A 16,553-nucleotide genomic window follows, 5' to 3' on the forward strand; every position below is an offset into this window, starting at 1 on the left:
GGGCGCCGCTCAAAATCAGCGCGTTTTGTCCTGCCGGGCATGGTCGACGGCCGCAAAAGCTGTGCTTTCGGTGGCCCCGGACGGCGATTCATCCGCCGGAATAAAAGGTTCCGCCGCATGGGCCGTGGGGGCCGCCACCGGTATCTCCGGCCCCGCGTCCTCGCCGAGCCAGTCCCGCAGGACGCGGTGGATCTGCTCGGCGCCCACGAGCGGCCGCCCGTCGGCCGCCGGGTCGGGCAGCGTGAGCGGGGACAGCAGGAACGGGTGGGACTGGGCCCCGCCGAGCCCGCCGTGCGAACCGATCTGCTCCTCGAAGGCGAGGACCTCGCCCTCACCCGGGTCGTACCAGGAGTTGACCATGATGTCGGCAGTGTGCGGGAAGCCGTCGGTGCGCCGGACCGCCTCCAGCGCTTCGGGCCCGAAGTCGGCGAGCGGCCCGAGGTCCGCCGGGTCCTCGTCCAGGTACACCTCGGCCCCCCGCGCCCCGAGCACGACCCCGCCGCGCTCCGCGTCGCGTACGAGGAGGAAGCCGACCCCCGGGTGGTTGGCGAGGGTGGCCAGCAGCGCCGGATGGCGGCGGTCGATCTCCTGGCGGGTCATGCGGTGCGGCACGTCGGGGAACGAGACGAGCCCCAGGTTGCCCGAGGCCAGCACGACCGGTTCCGCGCGGCGGGCGGGCCGCCGCTCGTCGGCGCCCTCCTCCACGGGCCGGCGCAGGGCCGCCCGGACCGCCGCGCGGGCCTCGGCGCCGCTGTGGGTGCGCTGCGCCCTGCGCGGCACGGGCAGCCCGCAGCCGGCCCTGACGAGGTCGCCGAGGGTGAGGCCGTAGCGGGCGCGGAAGGTCTCGCCCGGGCTCTGTCCATGGTCGGAGAGGACCACGATCCGGTAGGCGCGCGGCGCGTGCTCGGCCACCTGCTCCAGGAGCGCGAGCGAGCGGTCGAGGCGCCGCAGCACCTTGTCGGTGTCCTTGCCGCACGGCCCCGAGTGGTGCGCCACCTCGTCGTAGGCGACGAGGTCGGCGTAGACCGCGGTGCGCCCCGCGAGCATGTCCCCGATGACGGCGGCGACCACCACGTCGCGCTCCACGACGGTCGCGAAGGCGCGGATGAACGGGTAGAGCCCTCCCCGGCCGACGCGCGGGCGGCGGTGCTCGACGCGGGCGCGCACGGACTCGGCGATCTCGCGGCAGACCTCGGCGACGAACGACAGGGCGGTGCGGACGGCGTTGGCGGGGTCGGAGAAGTAGGCGAAGTACCCGGCCCGCGAGCGGTTCTCCCTGCCCCGCCGGGCGGCCACGGACAGGACGAGGGCGAGCTGTTCGGCGCCGCCGCTGAAGAGATTGCCGCGGCTGGCGCCGTCGAGGGTGAGGAGACCGCCGTCGCCGGTGCGCTCGACGGCGCGGCGCTGGAGCTCCACGGCCGATGAGGGCCGGTTGCTGACCATCACCTCGCCGGTGTCCTTCTCGTACCACCGGAACGCGGGCACGTCGTGGTTGGAGCCGTGCAGGATGCCGAGCTGGCTCGCCCCGGTCTGGCTGGACCAGTCGGTGCGCCAGGGGGTGAGGCGGTGGGTGGCCTCGGTGGCGCCCTCGCCGAGCCACCGTCCGAGGGTGGGCATCAGCCCCCTGACGACGGCGGCGAACAGCACGTCGTGCCCGACGCCGTCGAGCTGGATGAAGACCGTCCCGGGGTGGGCGGCCCCGGCCCCGGCCTGCCCGCCGCGCCGGCGCCTGCGGTCGGCGAGGCGGTAGAGGCGGCGGCGGTAGGCGTCGTCGTCCCGGACGGCGAGCGCGCCGCCGGTCGCCGAGGCGACGGCAGACATCACCGCGGCGACGACGACGGCGGTCTCCGCGCCGACCTCGCCGCGGCCCTCGGGGTTGAGGCGCAGGGCGAGCAGCAGCAGCGAGCCGTTGAGGAAGAAGGCGAGCAGGCCGAGCACGAGGGCGGGCACGAGCAGCAGGGCGCGCACCAGCAGCGGCCACACGAGCACGGAGAGCAGGCCGAAGGCGCCGGCGCCGAGGGCGGCGGTGACCGCGATGCGGGTGGCGCTGTCGCCGCCGGCGGACTGGAGCTTGAAGTCGGGCAGAATACCGGCGAGCACGAGCATCGTGAGCGTGCTCACGGCCCACACCGCGACCACGCGCCACGCGGCGCTGCCGAACTTCCGCCATCGCCGCATGCGGCCACTCCTCTTGCCCGAACAGGGCACCACCCTGCCATACCCGGGCAGAGCGCTCCGAACCGACGGCTCCTCCCGCTCAGCGGCCGTCGTACCCCGCGGTCGGCATGGAGAGCCGCCGGTGCACCCGCGCCTTCATCTGCGCGTCGTACGCCGGCTCGGCGAAACCCGCCGTCTCGATCCGCACGCCCCGCCGCGCGCACTCCGCGGTGAACTCCTCGGGGCAGCGCAGCGCCTGTTCGAGGACCCTGCGGCTCGGTACGACGAAGAGGTCCACCAGACCCGCGTCCACGTCGCCCCACAGGATGCGGTGGTCGGCGCGCAGCGCTCGTACGACGAGTTCGCGGGTGATCACGTACCCGTGGGCGGCGGCCCAGCGGGCGCACATCGCGTGCTGGCTGCGCGAGTCGACCAGGAAGGGGTCGGCCTCCAGCTCCGCGAGCGGCACGAGGCTGGCGATCGCCGCCGCCCGCACCACGACGGCGGAGGCGCCCCCGTGCTCCTCCATGGCGTACCCCTCACCCTCGGCGTAGCCGCTGACCCTACTCCTGGCCGTAGGCTCGGAGACAGTCGCCATAAGGAGGAACCGGGTGCCCGTCGAGGTCACATGGTGGGGCCACGCCACTTGCACGGTCGAGGACTCGGGCGTCCGCGTCCTCACCGACCCGCTCTTCGCCCGCCGCCTGGCGCATCTGCGGCGCCGCAGGGGCGCCCTGCCGCCTCCCGCGGCGGCCGTCGCCGACGTGGTGCTCCTGTCGCATCTGCACGCCGACCACCTGCACGTTCCGTCGCTGGCCCGGCTCGCGCCCGGCACCCGGGCGCTGGTCCCGCGCGGCGCGTCCCGCTCGGTGCCCGGCCTGGCGCGCAGGCTGCCGCACCTGCGGCTGACCGAGGTCGTGCCGGGCGACGAGGTGCCGGTCGGCGACGTCGTGATCCGCGTGGTGCCCGCGCGGCACGACGGACGCAGGCTGCCCGTGGGGCCGCAGCGCTCCCCCGCCCTCGGCTATGTGGTGAGCGGCGAGGCCCGCACATACTTCGCCGGGGACACCGGGCTCTTCGAGACGATGGCCGACGAGGTCGGCGACGTCGACGTGGCGCTGCTCCCGGTCGGCGGCTGGGGCCCCTACCTCGGCCACGGCCACCTGGACGCGGGCCGCGCCGCCGAGGCGCTCGCCAGGCTCGCGCCGCGCAGCGCGGTCCCCGTGCACTACGGCACGTACTGGCCGATCGGCATGGACGCGGTGCGCCCGCACGAGTTCCACGCGCCGGGCGCGGAGTTCGTGCGGCACGCGCACCGGCTCGCCCCGAAGGTGACGGTGCACCGGCTGGCGCACGGCGAGAGCGTGCTGCCGGAGGTGGCCAGGTGACGCTCGCGGCGGTGGCCGGGATACCGCCGGAGAGCACCCAGCAGGCGCTCGGCTATCCCTCGCTGTTCCTGCTCGTGGTGATCGGCGCGCTGGTGCCGGTGGTGCCGACGGGCGCGCTCGTCAGCTCGGCGGCGGTGGTGGCCCTGCACCAGACGGCGCCGTTCTCGCTGCTCGTCGTCTTCGCCGTCGCGGCGTTCGCGGCGTTCCTCGGCGATGTCGGCCTGTACTGGCTCGGGCGGCGCGGCATGCGGTCCAAGAACGGTTCCCGCTGGCTGGAGGCGATCAGGGACCGGGCGCCGGAGGAACGGCTCGCGCAGGCGCAGGCGAAGCTGAAGGACCACGGCGTGCTGGTCCTGGTGCTCTCCCGGCTGGTGCCCGCGGGCCGCATACCGGTGATGCTGGCGTGCCTGCTGGCGAAGATGCCGCTGCGGCGGTTCGCCCGCGGCAACCTGCCGGCCTGCCTCGCCTGGGCGGCGACGTACCAGGTGATCGGCATCCTCGGCGGCTCCCTCTTCAAGGAGCCGTGGGAGGGCGTCGCGGTGGCGGTCGTCCTGACCCTGCTGCTCAGCCTGGCGCCCGCGGCCTGGCGCAGGGTCCGGCGGGCGCACGCCTAGCGGCTCCCGTCGGGGCCCGGGGCGGGCCCGGGTTACGGGGCTGGCTGCCGGGTCACCGTGGCGGCGTACTTCGCCCCGATTCCGCGCGGAGGTCGTCGAAGACCGATCCGAACCTGGTCAGCGCCCGCCCCACGTGCGGCAGCCCGAGCGGCTCCGGCGCGTCGAGAGCCGCCAGGCGTTCCTCGGGCGTCGATCCGAGGAACGGCGCCGTCGACAGCCGTACGCGCAGCGCGTCGATGTCGTCGCCGAAGCGGTGGCCGCCCGGCGCGGGCATGCCGAGCCGTTCGCCGAGGTGGTCCTCCAGGTCCTGCGCGTCACGGACGCCCCGCGCGGCGAGGCCGGGCCCCAGGGGGCCGAGGTCGGCGTAGAGATGGCGGCCGGCCATCGGCGGTCTCGCCAGGGCGCCGACGGCCAGCACGGCGTGCCGCGCGGCGGCGGCCAGGGACGCGTGCAGGCGTACGGCGGCGGTCAGGCGCCCGGCGACGTCGTCCGGCTCCCCGAGCGCGTAGGCCGCCGCGGCGGCGGCCGGGGCGCCGAGGCAGGCGCCGAGCGCGGTCAGGACGTCGAGGGTGCGGGCCCGCAGGGCGGCGCCCGCGGCGTCGGCGGGGAAGCGGGCGACGGCCGCGGGCAGCGCCGGGGGCAGGAAGGCTCCGGTGAGGTCGCTGAGGACGGTCACCCGCCCGTGGTCCATCTCGGCGGGGCTGACCAGGACCGTTGCCCGGGGGCAGTGCAGGGTGTCGCGCCAGGTCTCGTCGCTGACGACGTGCAGCCGCTCGCCGGCCGCCGCCTCGACGGCCTCGTGCAGCACCTCCGGGGGCGGCACGGTGGCGGTCGGGTCGTCGGCCACGCCGAGCAGCAGCAGCCGGGGGTCACCGCCCTCGGCACGGACGCGGCGGACGGTCTCCAGGAGGGCGTACGGGTCGGGGACGCCGCCGCTCTCCGCGGGGATCGGCACGTGGTAGACGCCGCGGCCGAGCAGCCGGGCCTGCGGCGCCCACCAGGCGGGGCAGGGCCGGGGCAGCAGGACGTCACCGCCGACGGCCGCGGTGAGGGCGAGCAGCAGGGCGGGGGCGCTCGGGGCGGCGGCGACGTGGCCGGGCCCGGCGGGCAGCCCGCGGCGGTCCCAGTAGCCGCCCGCGGCGGCCAGGAGGGCGGGGCCGCCGCCGGGGGGCTCGCCGCGGGCGTGACCGGCGGCGCGGGCGGCGGCAGCGGCGATCCCCGGCAGGACCGGGAGTCCCGCCTCGGGCGGGGGCGGCCCGTACCGGAGGGGGCCACGGCCCTCGTGCTCCGTCCGCCGCATGCGTACCTCCGTGCGCTCACGTCCCAGTGTCGGACCCCGGGGCACGGGGCGCTCGCGCAACGCTCTCGGGGCATACGGAAGGGCAGGCGTGGAGGGGCCCGCAGGCTCAGCGGTGCCGCCGGGCTTCGCGGGGCCGCTCGCGGCGGTCTCAGCGCGCCAGGGACACCAGCTCGCGCTCGATCCCGCGGCCCCTGGTCTCCACGAGCGCCGCGGCGACGTCCGCCAGTTTCCGGTTCGTCGTCTGGGAGACGCGCCGCAGGACCGCGAAGGCGGCCTCCGCGTCGCAGCCGAGGACGTGCATGACGATCCCGCACGCCTGGTCCACGGCGGCGCGCGAGCGCATGGCGGTGCCGAGCTGGTCGAGTTCCGTGAGCGCGGCCTGGTGGCGCCGGTCGCGCACGAAGCTCTCCGTGGCGAGGGCGCCGAGCGCCTGGGCGGGCCCGTGCCGGGGGTCGTCGAGCGCGCCGGGGCGGAAGCCGAAGAGCGTCAGGGTGACCGTGAGCCCGGCGCGCCGGAAGGGCAGGGTCACGCTGGAGCGCAGACCGGAGTCGAGGGCGAGCGCCCGGTACTCCGGCCAGCGCTCCTCGCGCAGCAGGTCGTCGGAGCCGACCGGGGCGCCGCGCGCCTCGGCGGTGGGGATGGGCCCCTCGCCCGAGCGCAGTTGCGCCGCGACGAGCCCGGCGAGGTCGGGGTGAGTGGTGGAGACGGGGTGTTCGTCGCCGCCGTCGCCGGCGGTGGTGCTCGCGCCGCAGCATCCGGGGGTGCAGCGCACGGCCTGTTCGGCGAGTTCGGCGAGCCTGCGCCCGGGGAGTGCTGACGGCGGGCGGAGCAGGTCCGGGTCCGGCACGGGAGCCATGGGACGTTCCTCCTCTCCCGGCCGTGTTCCCGGCGGGTCCTGCCGAAAACGGGGTGAGGGGTTAGGTTCGGCACATGTCTCGGGCGGAGGACTTCGGTGCGGAGCTGGTGGACTTCGTGCGGCGCGTCGCCGAGTTGAGGTCGGCCCGTTCCGTTCCGGCGGCGGACCTCGCCACCGTGCTCGACGCGGCGCTGTTCGAACTCGGCCACGCGGCGGACCGGTTGTGGCCCGCGTACGAGGATCTCGTCAACGGCGGCCGGAGGAGCGGTCCTCCGGCCGACCGGGAGGAGCAGCGGCTGCTGCGGGCCATCTTCCGGCGGCTGCCGCTGCCGGTGGCGCTGGTGGACCGGGAGACCGCGCTACGGCGGATGAACCCCGCGGCGGCGGACCTCACGGGCATCCGCGCCGGTTTCGCCACGGGCCGCCCGCTGACCGGGATACTGCGCCACGCCGACCGGGTGGCCTTCCGCTCGCAGACCGCCGCGGTCGCCCGCGGCGACGGCGACCGCAGCGTCGTCGTGCACCTCCAGCACAGCCCCGGGCTGCCGGTCCGCGCGACGCTGACGGCCCTGCGCCCCGGCGCCGACAGCCGCACGGCGGTCCTGGTGGTGCTGCAGCCCTCGGTGACCGGGGAGCAGCGGCCGTTGCCCGCGCCCGACCTCGGCGAGGCGACGCGGCACGCGGCCGAAGTCGACCTGGCGGACGCCCTGACGACGGCGCTGCTCACGGCTCCCGCCGGGGACCGCCGGGCGGTCGTCGAGCAGGCCGCCGCGGTGCTGCACGGGCGGCTCGCGGACTGGGTGATCGTCGACGACGGGGCGGCGCGCCCGCACCGTACGACGGTCCTCGGGCCGCCCGGCGCGCCGGTCGCGGAGGTGGCCGCGCAGGACCCCGCCGCGTGCCCCCTCGTCGTGGAGGCGGCGCGCGGCGGGGTGCCGGCGCTCCAGGTGCGCCCGGAGGACCCGGACGCCTTCGGCCGCGACGCGACCGGGGCGCCCGTCCTGGTCCGCGCCGAGGTCACGTCCCTGCTGTGCGTTCCGCTGAGCGTCGGCACGGAGGGGCCGGTGGAGGGCGTCCTCACGCTGTTCCGCCGCGGCGCCCGGCCTCCTTTCTCGCTGGCCGAGGCGCGGGCGGTCGACGTCCTCTCCCGCCATCTGGCGCTCGCGCTGCGGCGCGGGCCCCGCACCGGCTGAGCCGGGTCAGGCCGCGTCCCGCATGACCTGGTCGCGCAGCCGGTCGCAGCAGCGGCTGATGAGCCGGGAGACGTGCATCTGCGAGATGCCCATCGCGTCGGCGATGCTGCTCTGCGTCATGTCGCCGAAGAACCGCATGTAGAGGATAGCCCGCTCCCGCTCGGGCAGCGCCTCGATGCGCGGCCGGACGGCCTCGCGGTCGACGACGACGTCCAGCGCGGGGTCGGGGCCGCCCAGGGCGTCGCTGAGCGAGTAGCCGTCGCCGCTGCCGGTGAGTTCGGCGTCGAGGGAGAGCGCGCTGAAGCTTTCGAGCGCCTCCAGGCCGGTCTTCGCGTCCTCCTCGCTCATGTGCGCGTGGTCGGCGATCTCGGTGGTGGTGGGGGCGCGCCCGGGGACCGTCTGGGACAGGTCCCGGTGGGCCGCCCGCACCCGGTTGCGCAGGTCCTGGACGCGGCGAGGCACGTGCAGGGTCCACATGTGGTCGCGGAAGTGCCGTTTGATCTCGCCGTTGATGGTCGGCACCGCGTAGCTCTCGAAGGCGGTGCCGCGCCGCGGGTCGTAGCGGTCGACGGCCTTGACCAGGCCGAGGGCGGCCACCTGGCGCAGGTCGTCGAGGGACTCGCCGCGGTTGCGGAACCGCCCGGCGAGCCGCTCGGCCATGGGCAGCCAGGCCTGCACGAGCGCGTCGCGCAGGGTCTCCCTCTCCTGCCCCTCGGCCAGCTCGGCGAGCCGGGCGAAGGCTTCGGCGGTGTCCGGTGCGTCGTCGTGCGGGTGACGCCTGCGCCTGGCCGGTGGTGCGGTGTTCGCGTGGGATCGCATGGTGCGCAACTCCCTGGGAAAAAGGTGCCTCTGTGGAACGGTCACCGCGGGAGCGCGCAGTCGTCGGGCCACGACGGAAACACACCCGAGGAGGGCCGAGCAGCCGCTCCCACGGACGTGCCTCCGGTCCGAAGCACTCCCTTCCGCCTGCCCCGGGTCCGAGGGGACAAACTCCTCGGGTGGCCGCCGCAGGTTTCTTCCCGGCGTCACCGGACACCCGGATTCCACCGCCGTCCCCGACCTCGCGAAGGGTCCCTCATGAGCGCCACAGTCGCCGACCACATCCTGGAGAGGCTGCGTGCCTGGGACGTGGAGCAGGTCTTCGGCTATCCCGGCGACGGCGTCAACGGGCTGCTCGCCGCCTGGGGAAGGGCCGAGGACCGGCCGCGGTTCGTGCAGGCGCGGCACGAGGAGATGGCCGCGTTCCAGGCCGTGGGGTACGCGAAGTTCGGCAGGCGCCTCGGTGTCTGCGTGGCGACGTCGGGCCCCGGCGCCGTCCACCTCCTCAACGGCCTGTACGACGCCAAGCTCGACCATGTGCCCGTGCTCGCCATCGTCGGGCAGACGGACCGCAGCGCGATGGGCGGCTCGTACCAGCAGGAGGTCGATCTCCACACCCTGTACAAGGACGTGGCGTCCGACTTCGTGGAGACCGTGACGGTGCCCGAGCAGCTGCCGAACGTCCTCGACCGGGCGATCAGGACCGCGTACGCGCGCCGCTGCCCGACCGCCGTGATCATCCCCGGTGACGTGCAGGACCTCGCGTACTCCCCGCCCCCGCACGCGTTCAAGTCGGTCCCTTCGAGCCTGGACCGCAGCGGCTGGACGGCGCTGCCCTCACCCTCCGCCCTGCGGCGCGCCGCCGAGGTGCTGAACGCCGGCGACAAGGCCGCGATCCTCGTCGGGCAGGGCGCGGCGGGGGCGCGCGCCGAGGTCGAGGAGATCGCGGAGCTGCTGGGCGCCGGGGTGGCGAAGGCGCTGCTCGGCAAGGACGCGCTGAGCGACGAACTCCCCTATGTCACCGGCTCGATCGGCCTGCTCGGCACCCGGCCCTCGTACGAGCTGATGCGCGACTGCGACACCCTCCTGACGATCGGTTCGAGCTTTCCCTACGCGCAGTTCCTGCCGGAGTTCGGCTCGGCGCGGGCCGTGCAGATCGACATCGACCCGCACATGATCGGGATGCGCTACCCCTACGAGGTCAACCTCGTCGGCGACGCGCGGGCGACGCTGCGCGAACTGATCCCGCTGATCGACAAGGACCGCAGGGACGTCTGCCGCGAGTGGCAGGACGAGATCAAGGCGGGCGTCACGCGGTGGAAGGGGGTGCTCGCCCGCAGGGCCGGGCTGTCCGCGGACCCGGTCAACCCGGAGTACGTGGCGCACGTCCTCGACGGGCTGCTCCCCGACAACGCCGTCATCACCTGCGACTCGGGCTCGGTCGCCAACTGGTACGCGCGCCATCTGACCCTGCGCGGTGACATGCGCGCCTCGCTGTCGGGGACGCTCGCGACGATGGGGTGCGGTGTGCCGTACGCGATCGGCGCGAAGTTCGCCCATCCCGACCGGCCCGCGATCGCCCTGGTGGGCGACGGCGCGATGCAGATGAACGGGATGGCGGAGCTGGTCACCGCTGCGAAGTACCGCCACCGGTGGGACGATCCGCGGCTGGTCGTCGCCGTCTGGAACAACCAGGACCTCAACCAGGTCACCTGGGAGATGCGCGCCATGGAGGGCGCCCCGTCCTTCCTGCCGTCGCAGGCGCTGCCCGACGTGCCGTACGCGGAGTTCGCCCGCTCCATCGGCCTCACCGGCATCCGCGTGGAGCGCCCCGAGGACGTCGAGGACGCCTGGCGCGCGGCGCTCTCCGCGAACGGCCCGGCGGTCCTGGACTTCCGCACCGACCCCGCGGTGCCGCCGGTGCCGCCGCACGCCACCTGGGAGCAGTTCGAGTCGACGGCCGCTTCGGTCCTGAAGGGCGACGCGGACGGGGCGTCGGTGGTGAAGCAGGGGCTGAAGTCGAAGATGCAGGAGTTCTGGCCGGGGGACGGAGGGGCGTAGCGCCGCCGGGTGCGGGGCGGGTCAGGTCGTGGTGGCCAGGCGCAGCGGTGGGAGGTCGCCCTGGGGCGCGTGGCGGCTGCCCACGTGTTCCTTCCGCTCCCACCAGGCCGCGTCGCCGTCCTCGATGTACCGCAGGAGGATGCCCTCGCGCAGCGCCCAGGGGCAGACCGTCAGGACTTCGAGGCCGGTCAGTTTCATGGCCGTGTGGGCCACCACCGCGCCGGCCAGGCACTGTCCGGCGCGCGCCGCCGAGATGCCGGGCAGTTGCGCCCGCTCGTCGGCGGGGAGCCGTGCCAGCTCCTGGAGCGCCGTACGCAGCCGCGAGCGCTCCAGCTCGCGCCGCACGAAGGGCCCGTAGCGGCCGGGCGGGGCGCCGCACAGGCGGGCGAGCTGCTGGAACGTGCGCGAGGTGGCGACCGCCGCGTGCGGCATCTCCCACCGGATGCGGGCGGCCACGTCCCGCAGCTGGTGGCGCACCTGGCGCCGTACCTCCCTGATGTCCCGCTCGCGCGGCGGGTCCTGTCCGTCGAGGAACTGCCGGGTCAGGTGGCGCGCGCCCAGCGGCAGGGAGACCGCGTAGTCCGGCAGGCGGCTGCGGCCGAAGGCCACTTCCAGGGAGCCGCCGCCGATGTCGAACAGCACCAGCGGTCCCGCGCTCCAGCCCATCCACCGCCGGGCGGCGAGGAACGTCAGCTCCGCCTCCGCCTCACCGGAGAGGGTGCGCAGCCGCAGCCCCGTCCCCTCCTGCACGGCGTCGAGCACCTCGGCCCGGTTGGGCGCGTCGCGCACGATCGAGGTGGCGAAGGCGAACAGCGGCTGCGCCACGCCCCACCGGTGCGCCTCTTCCTGCACGTCGCGCACCGCGTCGACGAGCTGCCCGACCGATTCGTCGCCGAGCCGCCCCTCCGTGTCCACGTGCTGGGCGAGCCGCAGCCGGCGCTTGACCGTGTGCACGGGCAGCGGCACCTGGCCGTCGGCGTCCGCGACGACGAGCCGTACGGTGTTCGACCCCACATCCACCACGCCAACTCTCATGGCAGTGCGGCTACCCCGCTCCGGCGGAAAAGATTCGGCCGCACGCCGTGAGCCGCGCGCGGCTCACGCCCGGCGGCCGAGCAGGTTCAGCAGCCTGGTCTGCTCCTCGGCGCCGGGCGAGGGCTCCACCGCCCGGTCGAAGAGTCCGGTCTGCGCCAACTCGCCCGCGTACGGCTCCACTTCGCGCCGGGCGAACTCCACGAGGTCCCCGGGGAGCTTCTCGTGCGCGCCGATCGCCCGGGAGAGGTCCCAGGCGTGCACGACCAGGTCCATGGTCATCTGCGCGCAGTAGTGGGTCGCGGAGGACTCGCCCGACGACAGCTGGACCGTGCGGTCCAGGGCGCCCGGTTCGCGGAAGGCCTCGCGGGCGGCGGCGGACGCGGTGTCCCAGGAGGTGACCGGGTCGGGGCCGAGCACGTCGCCGTCGAAGGAGTCGCCGACGCTCTCGATAGTGGCGCCGTCGCGGACCAGCGAGGGCACCCAGAGCTGTTCGGCGGTGAGGTGGTTCACCAGGTCGCGCACGGTCCAGTCGGCGCACGGCGTGGGCGCGTCCCATTGGTCGGGGCGGATGGCGTGCACCCGGTCGGCGAAGAGGTCGAGCGCTTCCCCGTGCCGTTCGAGCAGGCGTCCGTCCGCCGCTGTTCCCGCGTCCGTCACGAGTCCGCCCCTCCTCGCTCGCGCGCGCCCTCACGGGTCCGCCCGGCCGCGACCGACCTGCGCGGATGGCGCCGCAGGTACTCGCCCTCCAGCTCCGCCATGCGTTCGTTGTGGGCCCGCAGGGCGTCGTCCGAGCCGTGCAGGAGGGTGGTGTGGCGGGTCCGGTGGATCGCCTCCAGCTCCTTTATGAGCTGCTGATCGTCCAGCTGATCCGGTTCGACTCCGGTCATGGGTCGCTCCTCGTCGCGTCGGTTTCGTGCCCACCGTGTACCCACTCGGCACGGCCCATTCAGGATGCAACGCACCCGGCCCCCGCGCTCCTCACGGGGGCCGGACGGGCGGTCCGCCGAAGCCCGGCGCGGACTACCGCGCGCGCTCCACCCTGCGCTCGTCCCAGACCGGCTCCGGGGTCTCGCGGACCCGGCCGTCGCTGCCGAAGACCAGGTAGCGGTCGAAGGAGCGGGCGAACCAGCGGTCGTGGGTGACGGCGAGGACCGTGCCCTGGAAGGCTTCGAGGCCTTCCTGAAGTGCTTCGGCCGACTCCAGGTCGAGGTTGTCGGTGGGTTCGTCGAGGAGCAGGGCCGTGCAGCCCTGGAGTTCGAGGAGGAGGATCTGGAAGCGGGCCTGCTGGCCGCCGGAGAGGCGGTCGAAGTTCTGCTCGGCCTGACCCGTCAGTTCGTAGCGCCGCAGCCGTGACATCGCGGCGCCCCGGTCCTGGGCGTGCTCGCGCCAGAGGATGTCGAGGAGCGGGCGGCCCATCAGCTCGGGGCGGGAGTGGGTCTGCGCGAAGTGCCCCGGCACGACGCGCGCGCCGAGCTTCCAGGAGCCGGTGTGCGCCACCGGGTTCTCGGAGTCCCCCGCGAGCAGCCGCAGGAAGTGTGACTTGCCCGAGCCGTTGGAGCCGAGGACGGCCACCCGCTCGCCGTAGAAGACCTCCAGGTCGAAGGGTTGCATCAACCCCGTCAGTTCGAGGTTTTCGCAGGTCACGGCCCGTACGCCGGTACGTCCGCCGTGCAGGCGCATGGTGATGTCCTGCTCGCGCGGCGGCTCGGGCGGCGGTCCCGCCTCCTCGAACTTGCGGAGCCTGGTCTGCGCCGCGTGGTAGCGCGAGGCCATCTCGTGGCTGATGTCGGCGGCTTGGCGCAGGGTGCGCACCAGCTTCTTCAGCTGCTCGTGCTTCTCGTCCCAGCGGCGGCGCAGCTCCTCGAAGCGCGCGAAGCGCTCCTTGCGGGCCTCGTGGAACGTCTCGAAACCGCCGCCGTGCACCCAGGCGTCGGCGCCCCCGGGGCTCTGCTCGACGCTGACGATCTTCTCAGCGGCGCGGGCGAGCAGCTCCCGGTCGTGGGAGACGAAGAGGACCGTCTTGCGGGTCTCCGCGAGCTGCCCCTCAAGCCAGCGCTTACCGGGGACGTCGAGGTAGTTGTCCGGCTCGTCGAGGAGCAGGACCTCGTCGGCGCCGCGCAGCAGAGCCTCCAGGACCAGGCGCTTCTGCTCGCCGCCGGAGAGCGTGCGCACCTCGCGGAACTGCGCCTTGTCGTACGGCACGCCGAGCGCGGCCATGGTGCAGATGTCCCAGAGGGTCTCGGCCTCGTACCCCTGCACCTCGGCCCAGTCGGAGAGGGCCTGGGCGTAACTCATCTGCGCGGCCTCGTCGTCGACCGTCATGATCGCGTGCTCGGCGGCGTCCACGGCCTTCGCGGCCTCGCGGATCCTCGGCTGGGCCACGGAGACGAGCAGGTCGCGCACGGTGCTCTCGTCCCGCACCGAGCCGACGAACTGCGGCATCACGCCGAGCCCGCCGCTGACGGTGACGCTGCCGCCGTGCGGCTGGAGCTCGCCGGAGATCAGCCGGAGCAGCGTGGTCTTGCCCGCGCCGTTCGCCCCGACCAGGGCGACGACGGAGCCCTCGCCGACCCGGAAGGAGACATCACCGAGCAGCGCCCGCCCGTCCGGCAAGTAGTACTCCAGGTGCGCTGCTTCCAGATGTCCCATGCGCCGGATTCTCCGTGTCCGGCGCCCGCCGCCGCAAACCGGTTTCACCGGCGGTAGTGCCGGTCACCGCTTCCGGGTACCCGGAGCGCATGAGCACAGATGCCACCCCCACGTCCGCAGTCGCCCCGCCGCACGTGACCCCGAGGTCCCCGGAAAGCCTGCGGGCCCGCCTCCTCGCCCTGGACTCCCGGGCCTTCGAGGCGGTCGCCGCACGGCACTGGCCGGGCGGCGACCGCGTCCTGCCCCGGCTGAGCCGGAGCGCCAACCACGGGCTGCTCTGGTTCGGCACGGCCGCGGCCATGGCGGCGACCGGCAGCCCGCGGGCCCGCCGCGCCGCCGCGCACGGCGTCGCCTCGCTCGCGCTGGCCTCCGCCGCCATCAACACACTCGGCAAGCGCTCGGTGCGCCGGCCGAGGCCGCTCCTGGACGCCGTACCGCTCATACGGCAGCTCAAGCGGCAGCCCATCACCACGTCGTTCCCCTCGGGCCACTCCGCGTCCGCCGCGGCCTTCGCCACCGGTGTCGCGCTGGAGTCGGGAGCCTGGGGCGCGGCCGTCGCCCCCGTCGCGGGCGCGGTGGCGCTGTCCCGCGTCTACACGGGCGTGCACTTCCCCGGCGACGTCCTCGTGGGCGCCGCCCTCGGCGCCGGCGCCGCCTTCGCGGTGCGCGGCCTCGTCTCCGCCCGGAAGCCGCGCACGCGGACGCCGGGCAGGACGCGCGCGGACGCCCCGGCGCTGCCGGGCGGCGAGGGCCTGGTGGTGATCGCCGAGTCCGCGGCCGGTGAGCGGATCGAGGCGCTGCGCGAGGCGCTGCCCCTGGCGGAGTTCGTCGTCTGCGACGCCACCGAGCTGCCCGCCGAGCTGGAGAAGGCCGCGGACCGCGCGCGGGCCGTCGGGGTCTGCGGCAACGACACCGCGGTGAACGTCGCCGCCGCCGTCGCCCTGCGGCACGCCCTGCCGCTCGCGGTCCTGCCGGGCGGCGCGTCGGAGCGCTTCGCGTACGAGATCGACGCCGAGGAGGCACGTGACGTGTGCCGCGCCGTGGAGACGGGCAGCGCGGTGGCGGTCGCGGCGGAGCGCCTGCGCATGGGCGGCCGGGATGTCGACGTGGAGGGGGGCGGGGCCGTGCTGACGGTGTACCGGCCGGGGGGCGCGGCGTGACCCGCACCTGCTTGACCACATACTGATACGTGGGTCTCATTATTCGGCATGGCGGCGTACGGTTCCCGGTACCGCAGCGAGCCCGGCGAACCGCGAAGGAGCACCGCCATGCCGAGGGAGACCACCACGCCGAGCGGGACGGCGACACCGAGGGAGACCGCCGTCTACACGCACGGACACCATGAGTCCGTGCTGCGCTCACACACCTGGCGCACCGCCGCCAACTCGGCGGCCTACCTCATCGGTGCGCTGAAGCCGCACATGAAGGTGCTCGACATCGGCTGCGGGCCCGGCACCATCACCGCCGACCTGGCGGAACTGGTGCCCGAGGGCCACGTCACGGCCGTGGACCACGCGCCGGACATCCTGGGCAAGGCGCGCGCGACGGCCACCGAACGCGGTCTGACGAACCTCGACTTCGCCGTCGCCGACGTGCACGACCTCGACTACCCCGACGACTCCTTCTGCGTCGTCCACGCCCACCAGGTGCTCCAGCACGTGGGAGACCCGGTGCGCGCGCTGCGCGAGATGCGGCGGGTGTGCAGGCCGGGCGGCATCGTCGCGATCCGCGACGCGGACTACTCGGCGATGACCTGGTACCCCGACGTACCCGCCATGGACGACTGGCTGGACCTCTACCTGCGCGTGGCCCGCGCCAACGGCGGCGAGCCCGACGCGGGCCGCCGCCTCCGGGCCTGGGCCCTGCGGGCCGGCTTCACGGACATCACCGCGACCGCCGCCACCTGGTGCTACGCCTCCGATGACGAGCGCGCCTGGTGGAGCGGCCTCTGGGCGGACCGCACGCTCGCCTCCGCCTACGCCGAACGCGCGGTGGCCGGCGGACACACGGACACCGCGGGCCTCGATGCCGTGGCGGCGGCGTGGCGGACGTGGGGCGCGGAGGCGGAGGGGTGGTTCGCGGTCCTGCACGGAGAGATCCTCTGCCGGAAGTAGCCCGCGGCCCGCCCCGTCGCTCCGGCTACTCCCTGGGCAGCAGGGGGCCCAGCGGCCCGAGGTCGAGGTTCAGGTCCTCGGGCTTCAGCCCGTACCGGTCGCGCAGCTCGGCCATCCGGTCCTCCAGGAGCATCAGCGTCAAACCGATCCGCTCCTCCTGGTCCTCGGTGAGGTCGCCGGTGTCGAAGCGGCGCACGGCTTGGCGCTCCATGAGCTGCCGCAGCAGCTCGATGATGGTCAGGACCAGCTTCACCAGGTCCCGCTCGACGGTGTCGGGGTCGAGATCCATGCGCTTGCCACCGCGGTCCTTCTCGGCAGCCCCACCGCGGTCCTTCTCGGCGGCCACCAGGGTCTCCACGAGACCGTT

The 16,553-nt window shown here is 74.8% G+C and carries 15 protein-coding genes and 1 pseudogene; 6 read left to right on the plus strand and 10 right to left on the minus strand.

What is annotated here, in order from left to right; translation table 11 throughout:
- Positions 1 to 15 precede the first annotated feature (15 nt).
- Together DCW30_RS23980 and DCW30_RS23985 are read right to left on the minus strand one after the other, a co-directional pair.
- The gene (locus DCW30_RS23980) at positions 16 to 2,178 is read right to left on the minus strand and encodes a phage holin family protein (protein ID WP_076683399.1); all 2,163 of its coding nucleotides are present in this window, start codon (positions 2,176 to 2,178) and stop codon (positions 16 to 18) included.
- 79 nt (positions 2,179 to 2,257) lie between these two features.
- Complete coding sequence (locus DCW30_RS23985) at positions 2,258 to 2,686, minus strand: hypothetical protein (RefSeq protein WP_062777611.1); 429 nt, start codon at positions 2,684 to 2,686, stop codon at positions 2,258 to 2,260.
- 82 nt (positions 2,687 to 2,768) lie between these two features.
- Between DCW30_RS23985 and DCW30_RS23990 the strand changes: the two genes are divergently transcribed.
- Together DCW30_RS23990 and DCW30_RS23995 are read left to right on the plus strand one after the other, a co-directional pair.
- Positions 2,769 to 3,545, plus strand: coding sequence for an MBL fold metallo-hydrolase (locus DCW30_RS23990; RefSeq protein ID WP_076683401.1), 777 nt, complete (start codon positions 2,769 to 2,771; stop codon positions 3,543 to 3,545).
- Positions 3,542 to 4,159, plus strand: coding sequence for a DedA family protein (locus tag DCW30_RS23995; RefSeq protein WP_076683404.1), 618 nt, complete (start codon positions 3,542 to 3,544; stop codon positions 4,157 to 4,159). The genes DCW30_RS23990 and DCW30_RS23995 overlap by 4 nt, the downstream gene beginning before the upstream one ends.
- A 52-nt stretch (positions 4,160 to 4,211) precedes the next feature.
- Here DCW30_RS23995 and DCW30_RS24000 read toward each other — a convergent pair whose 3' ends face one another.
- A complete protein-coding gene (locus DCW30_RS24000; RefSeq protein WP_076683406.1) occupies positions 4,212 to 5,459 on the minus strand; it encodes an aminotransferase class I/II-fold pyridoxal phosphate-dependent enzyme in 1,248 nt (415 codons plus the stop codon).
- Between the two features lie 148 nt (positions 5,460 to 5,607).
- On the minus strand, positions 5,608 to 6,315 hold the full coding sequence (locus tag DCW30_RS24005) for an ANTAR domain-containing response regulator (protein ID WP_079249914.1): 708 nt from the start codon (positions 6,313 to 6,315) through the stop codon (positions 5,608 to 5,610).
- A gap of 74 nt (positions 6,316 to 6,389) precedes the next feature.
- Between DCW30_RS24005 and DCW30_RS24010 the strand changes: the two genes are divergently transcribed.
- Positions 6,390 to 7,508, plus strand: coding sequence for a PAS domain-containing protein (locus DCW30_RS24010; protein WP_076683408.1), 1,119 nt, complete (start codon positions 6,390 to 6,392; stop codon positions 7,506 to 7,508).
- Positions 7,509 to 7,514: 6 nt separating this feature from the next.
- Here DCW30_RS24010 and DCW30_RS24015 read toward each other — a convergent pair whose 3' ends face one another.
- On the minus strand, positions 7,515 to 8,327 hold the full coding sequence (locus DCW30_RS24015) for a SigB/SigF/SigG family RNA polymerase sigma factor (RefSeq protein WP_076683410.1): 813 nt from the start codon (positions 8,325 to 8,327) through the stop codon (positions 7,515 to 7,517).
- 258 nt (positions 8,328 to 8,585) lie between these two features.
- Here DCW30_RS24015 and DCW30_RS24020 point away from each other — a divergent pair, with 258 nt between their 5' ends.
- Complete coding sequence (locus tag DCW30_RS24020; RefSeq protein ID WP_076683412.1) at positions 8,586 to 10,388, plus strand: thiamine pyrophosphate-requiring protein; 1,803 nt, start codon at positions 8,586 to 8,588, stop codon at positions 10,386 to 10,388.
- A 21-nt stretch (positions 10,389 to 10,409) separates the two neighbouring features.
- On the opposite strand, the gene DCW30_RS24025 is transcribed toward DCW30_RS24020, so the two are convergent.
- The 4 genes from DCW30_RS24025 to DCW30_RS24040 form a co-directional block, all read right to left on the minus strand.
- Complete coding sequence (locus tag DCW30_RS24025; RefSeq protein WP_076683414.1) at positions 10,410 to 11,423, minus strand: Ppx/GppA family phosphatase; 1,014 nt, start codon at positions 11,421 to 11,423, stop codon at positions 10,410 to 10,412.
- Between the two features lie 63 nt (positions 11,424 to 11,486).
- Positions 11,487 to 12,080, minus strand: coding sequence for a TIGR03086 family metal-binding protein (locus tag DCW30_RS24030; protein WP_076683416.1), 594 nt, complete (start codon positions 12,078 to 12,080; stop codon positions 11,487 to 11,489).
- The gene (locus DCW30_RS24035) at positions 12,077 to 12,310 is read right to left on the minus strand and encodes a DUF6158 family protein (protein ID WP_062777629.1); all 234 of its coding nucleotides are present in this window, start codon (positions 12,308 to 12,310) and stop codon (positions 12,077 to 12,079) included. The genes DCW30_RS24030 and DCW30_RS24035 overlap by 4 nt, the downstream gene beginning before the upstream one ends.
- Before the next feature lie 133 nt (positions 12,311 to 12,443).
- On the minus strand, positions 12,444 to 14,072 hold the full coding sequence (locus DCW30_RS24040; protein ID WP_076683417.1) for an ABC-F family ATP-binding cassette domain-containing protein: 1,629 nt from the start codon (positions 14,070 to 14,072) through the stop codon (positions 12,444 to 12,446).
- Between the two features lie 89 nt (positions 14,073 to 14,161).
- Between DCW30_RS24040 and DCW30_RS24045 the strand changes: the two are divergent.
- Both DCW30_RS24045 and DCW30_RS24050 read left to right on the plus strand, forming a co-directional pair.
- A pseudogene (locus tag DCW30_RS24045) lies at positions 14,162 to 15,169 on the plus strand (phosphatase PAP2 family protein); the annotation flags it as partial.
- A 171-nt stretch (positions 15,170 to 15,340) separates the two neighbouring features.
- Positions 15,341 to 16,186 carry a class I SAM-dependent methyltransferase gene (locus DCW30_RS24050; protein WP_076683419.1) on the plus strand — a complete coding sequence of 282 codons (846 nt, stop codon included), beginning with the start codon at positions 15,341 to 15,343 and terminating at the stop codon, positions 16,184 to 16,186.
- A 25-nt stretch (positions 16,187 to 16,211) separates the two neighbouring features.
- Here the strand turns inward: DCW30_RS24050 and DCW30_RS24055 are convergent, their stop codons facing one another.
- Positions 16,212 to 16,475, minus strand: a complete 264-nt coding sequence (locus DCW30_RS24055; RefSeq protein ID WP_062777662.1) for a gas vesicle protein K — start codon at positions 16,473 to 16,475, stop codon at positions 16,212 to 16,214.
- Between the last annotated feature and the right edge of the window lie 78 nt (positions 16,476 to 16,553).

Origin of the sequence: Streptomyces alfalfae (assembly GCF_004127445.1) — a bacterium.
Lineage (GTDB): Bacteria > Actinomycetota > Actinomycetes > Streptomycetales > Streptomycetaceae > Streptomyces > Streptomyces alfalfae.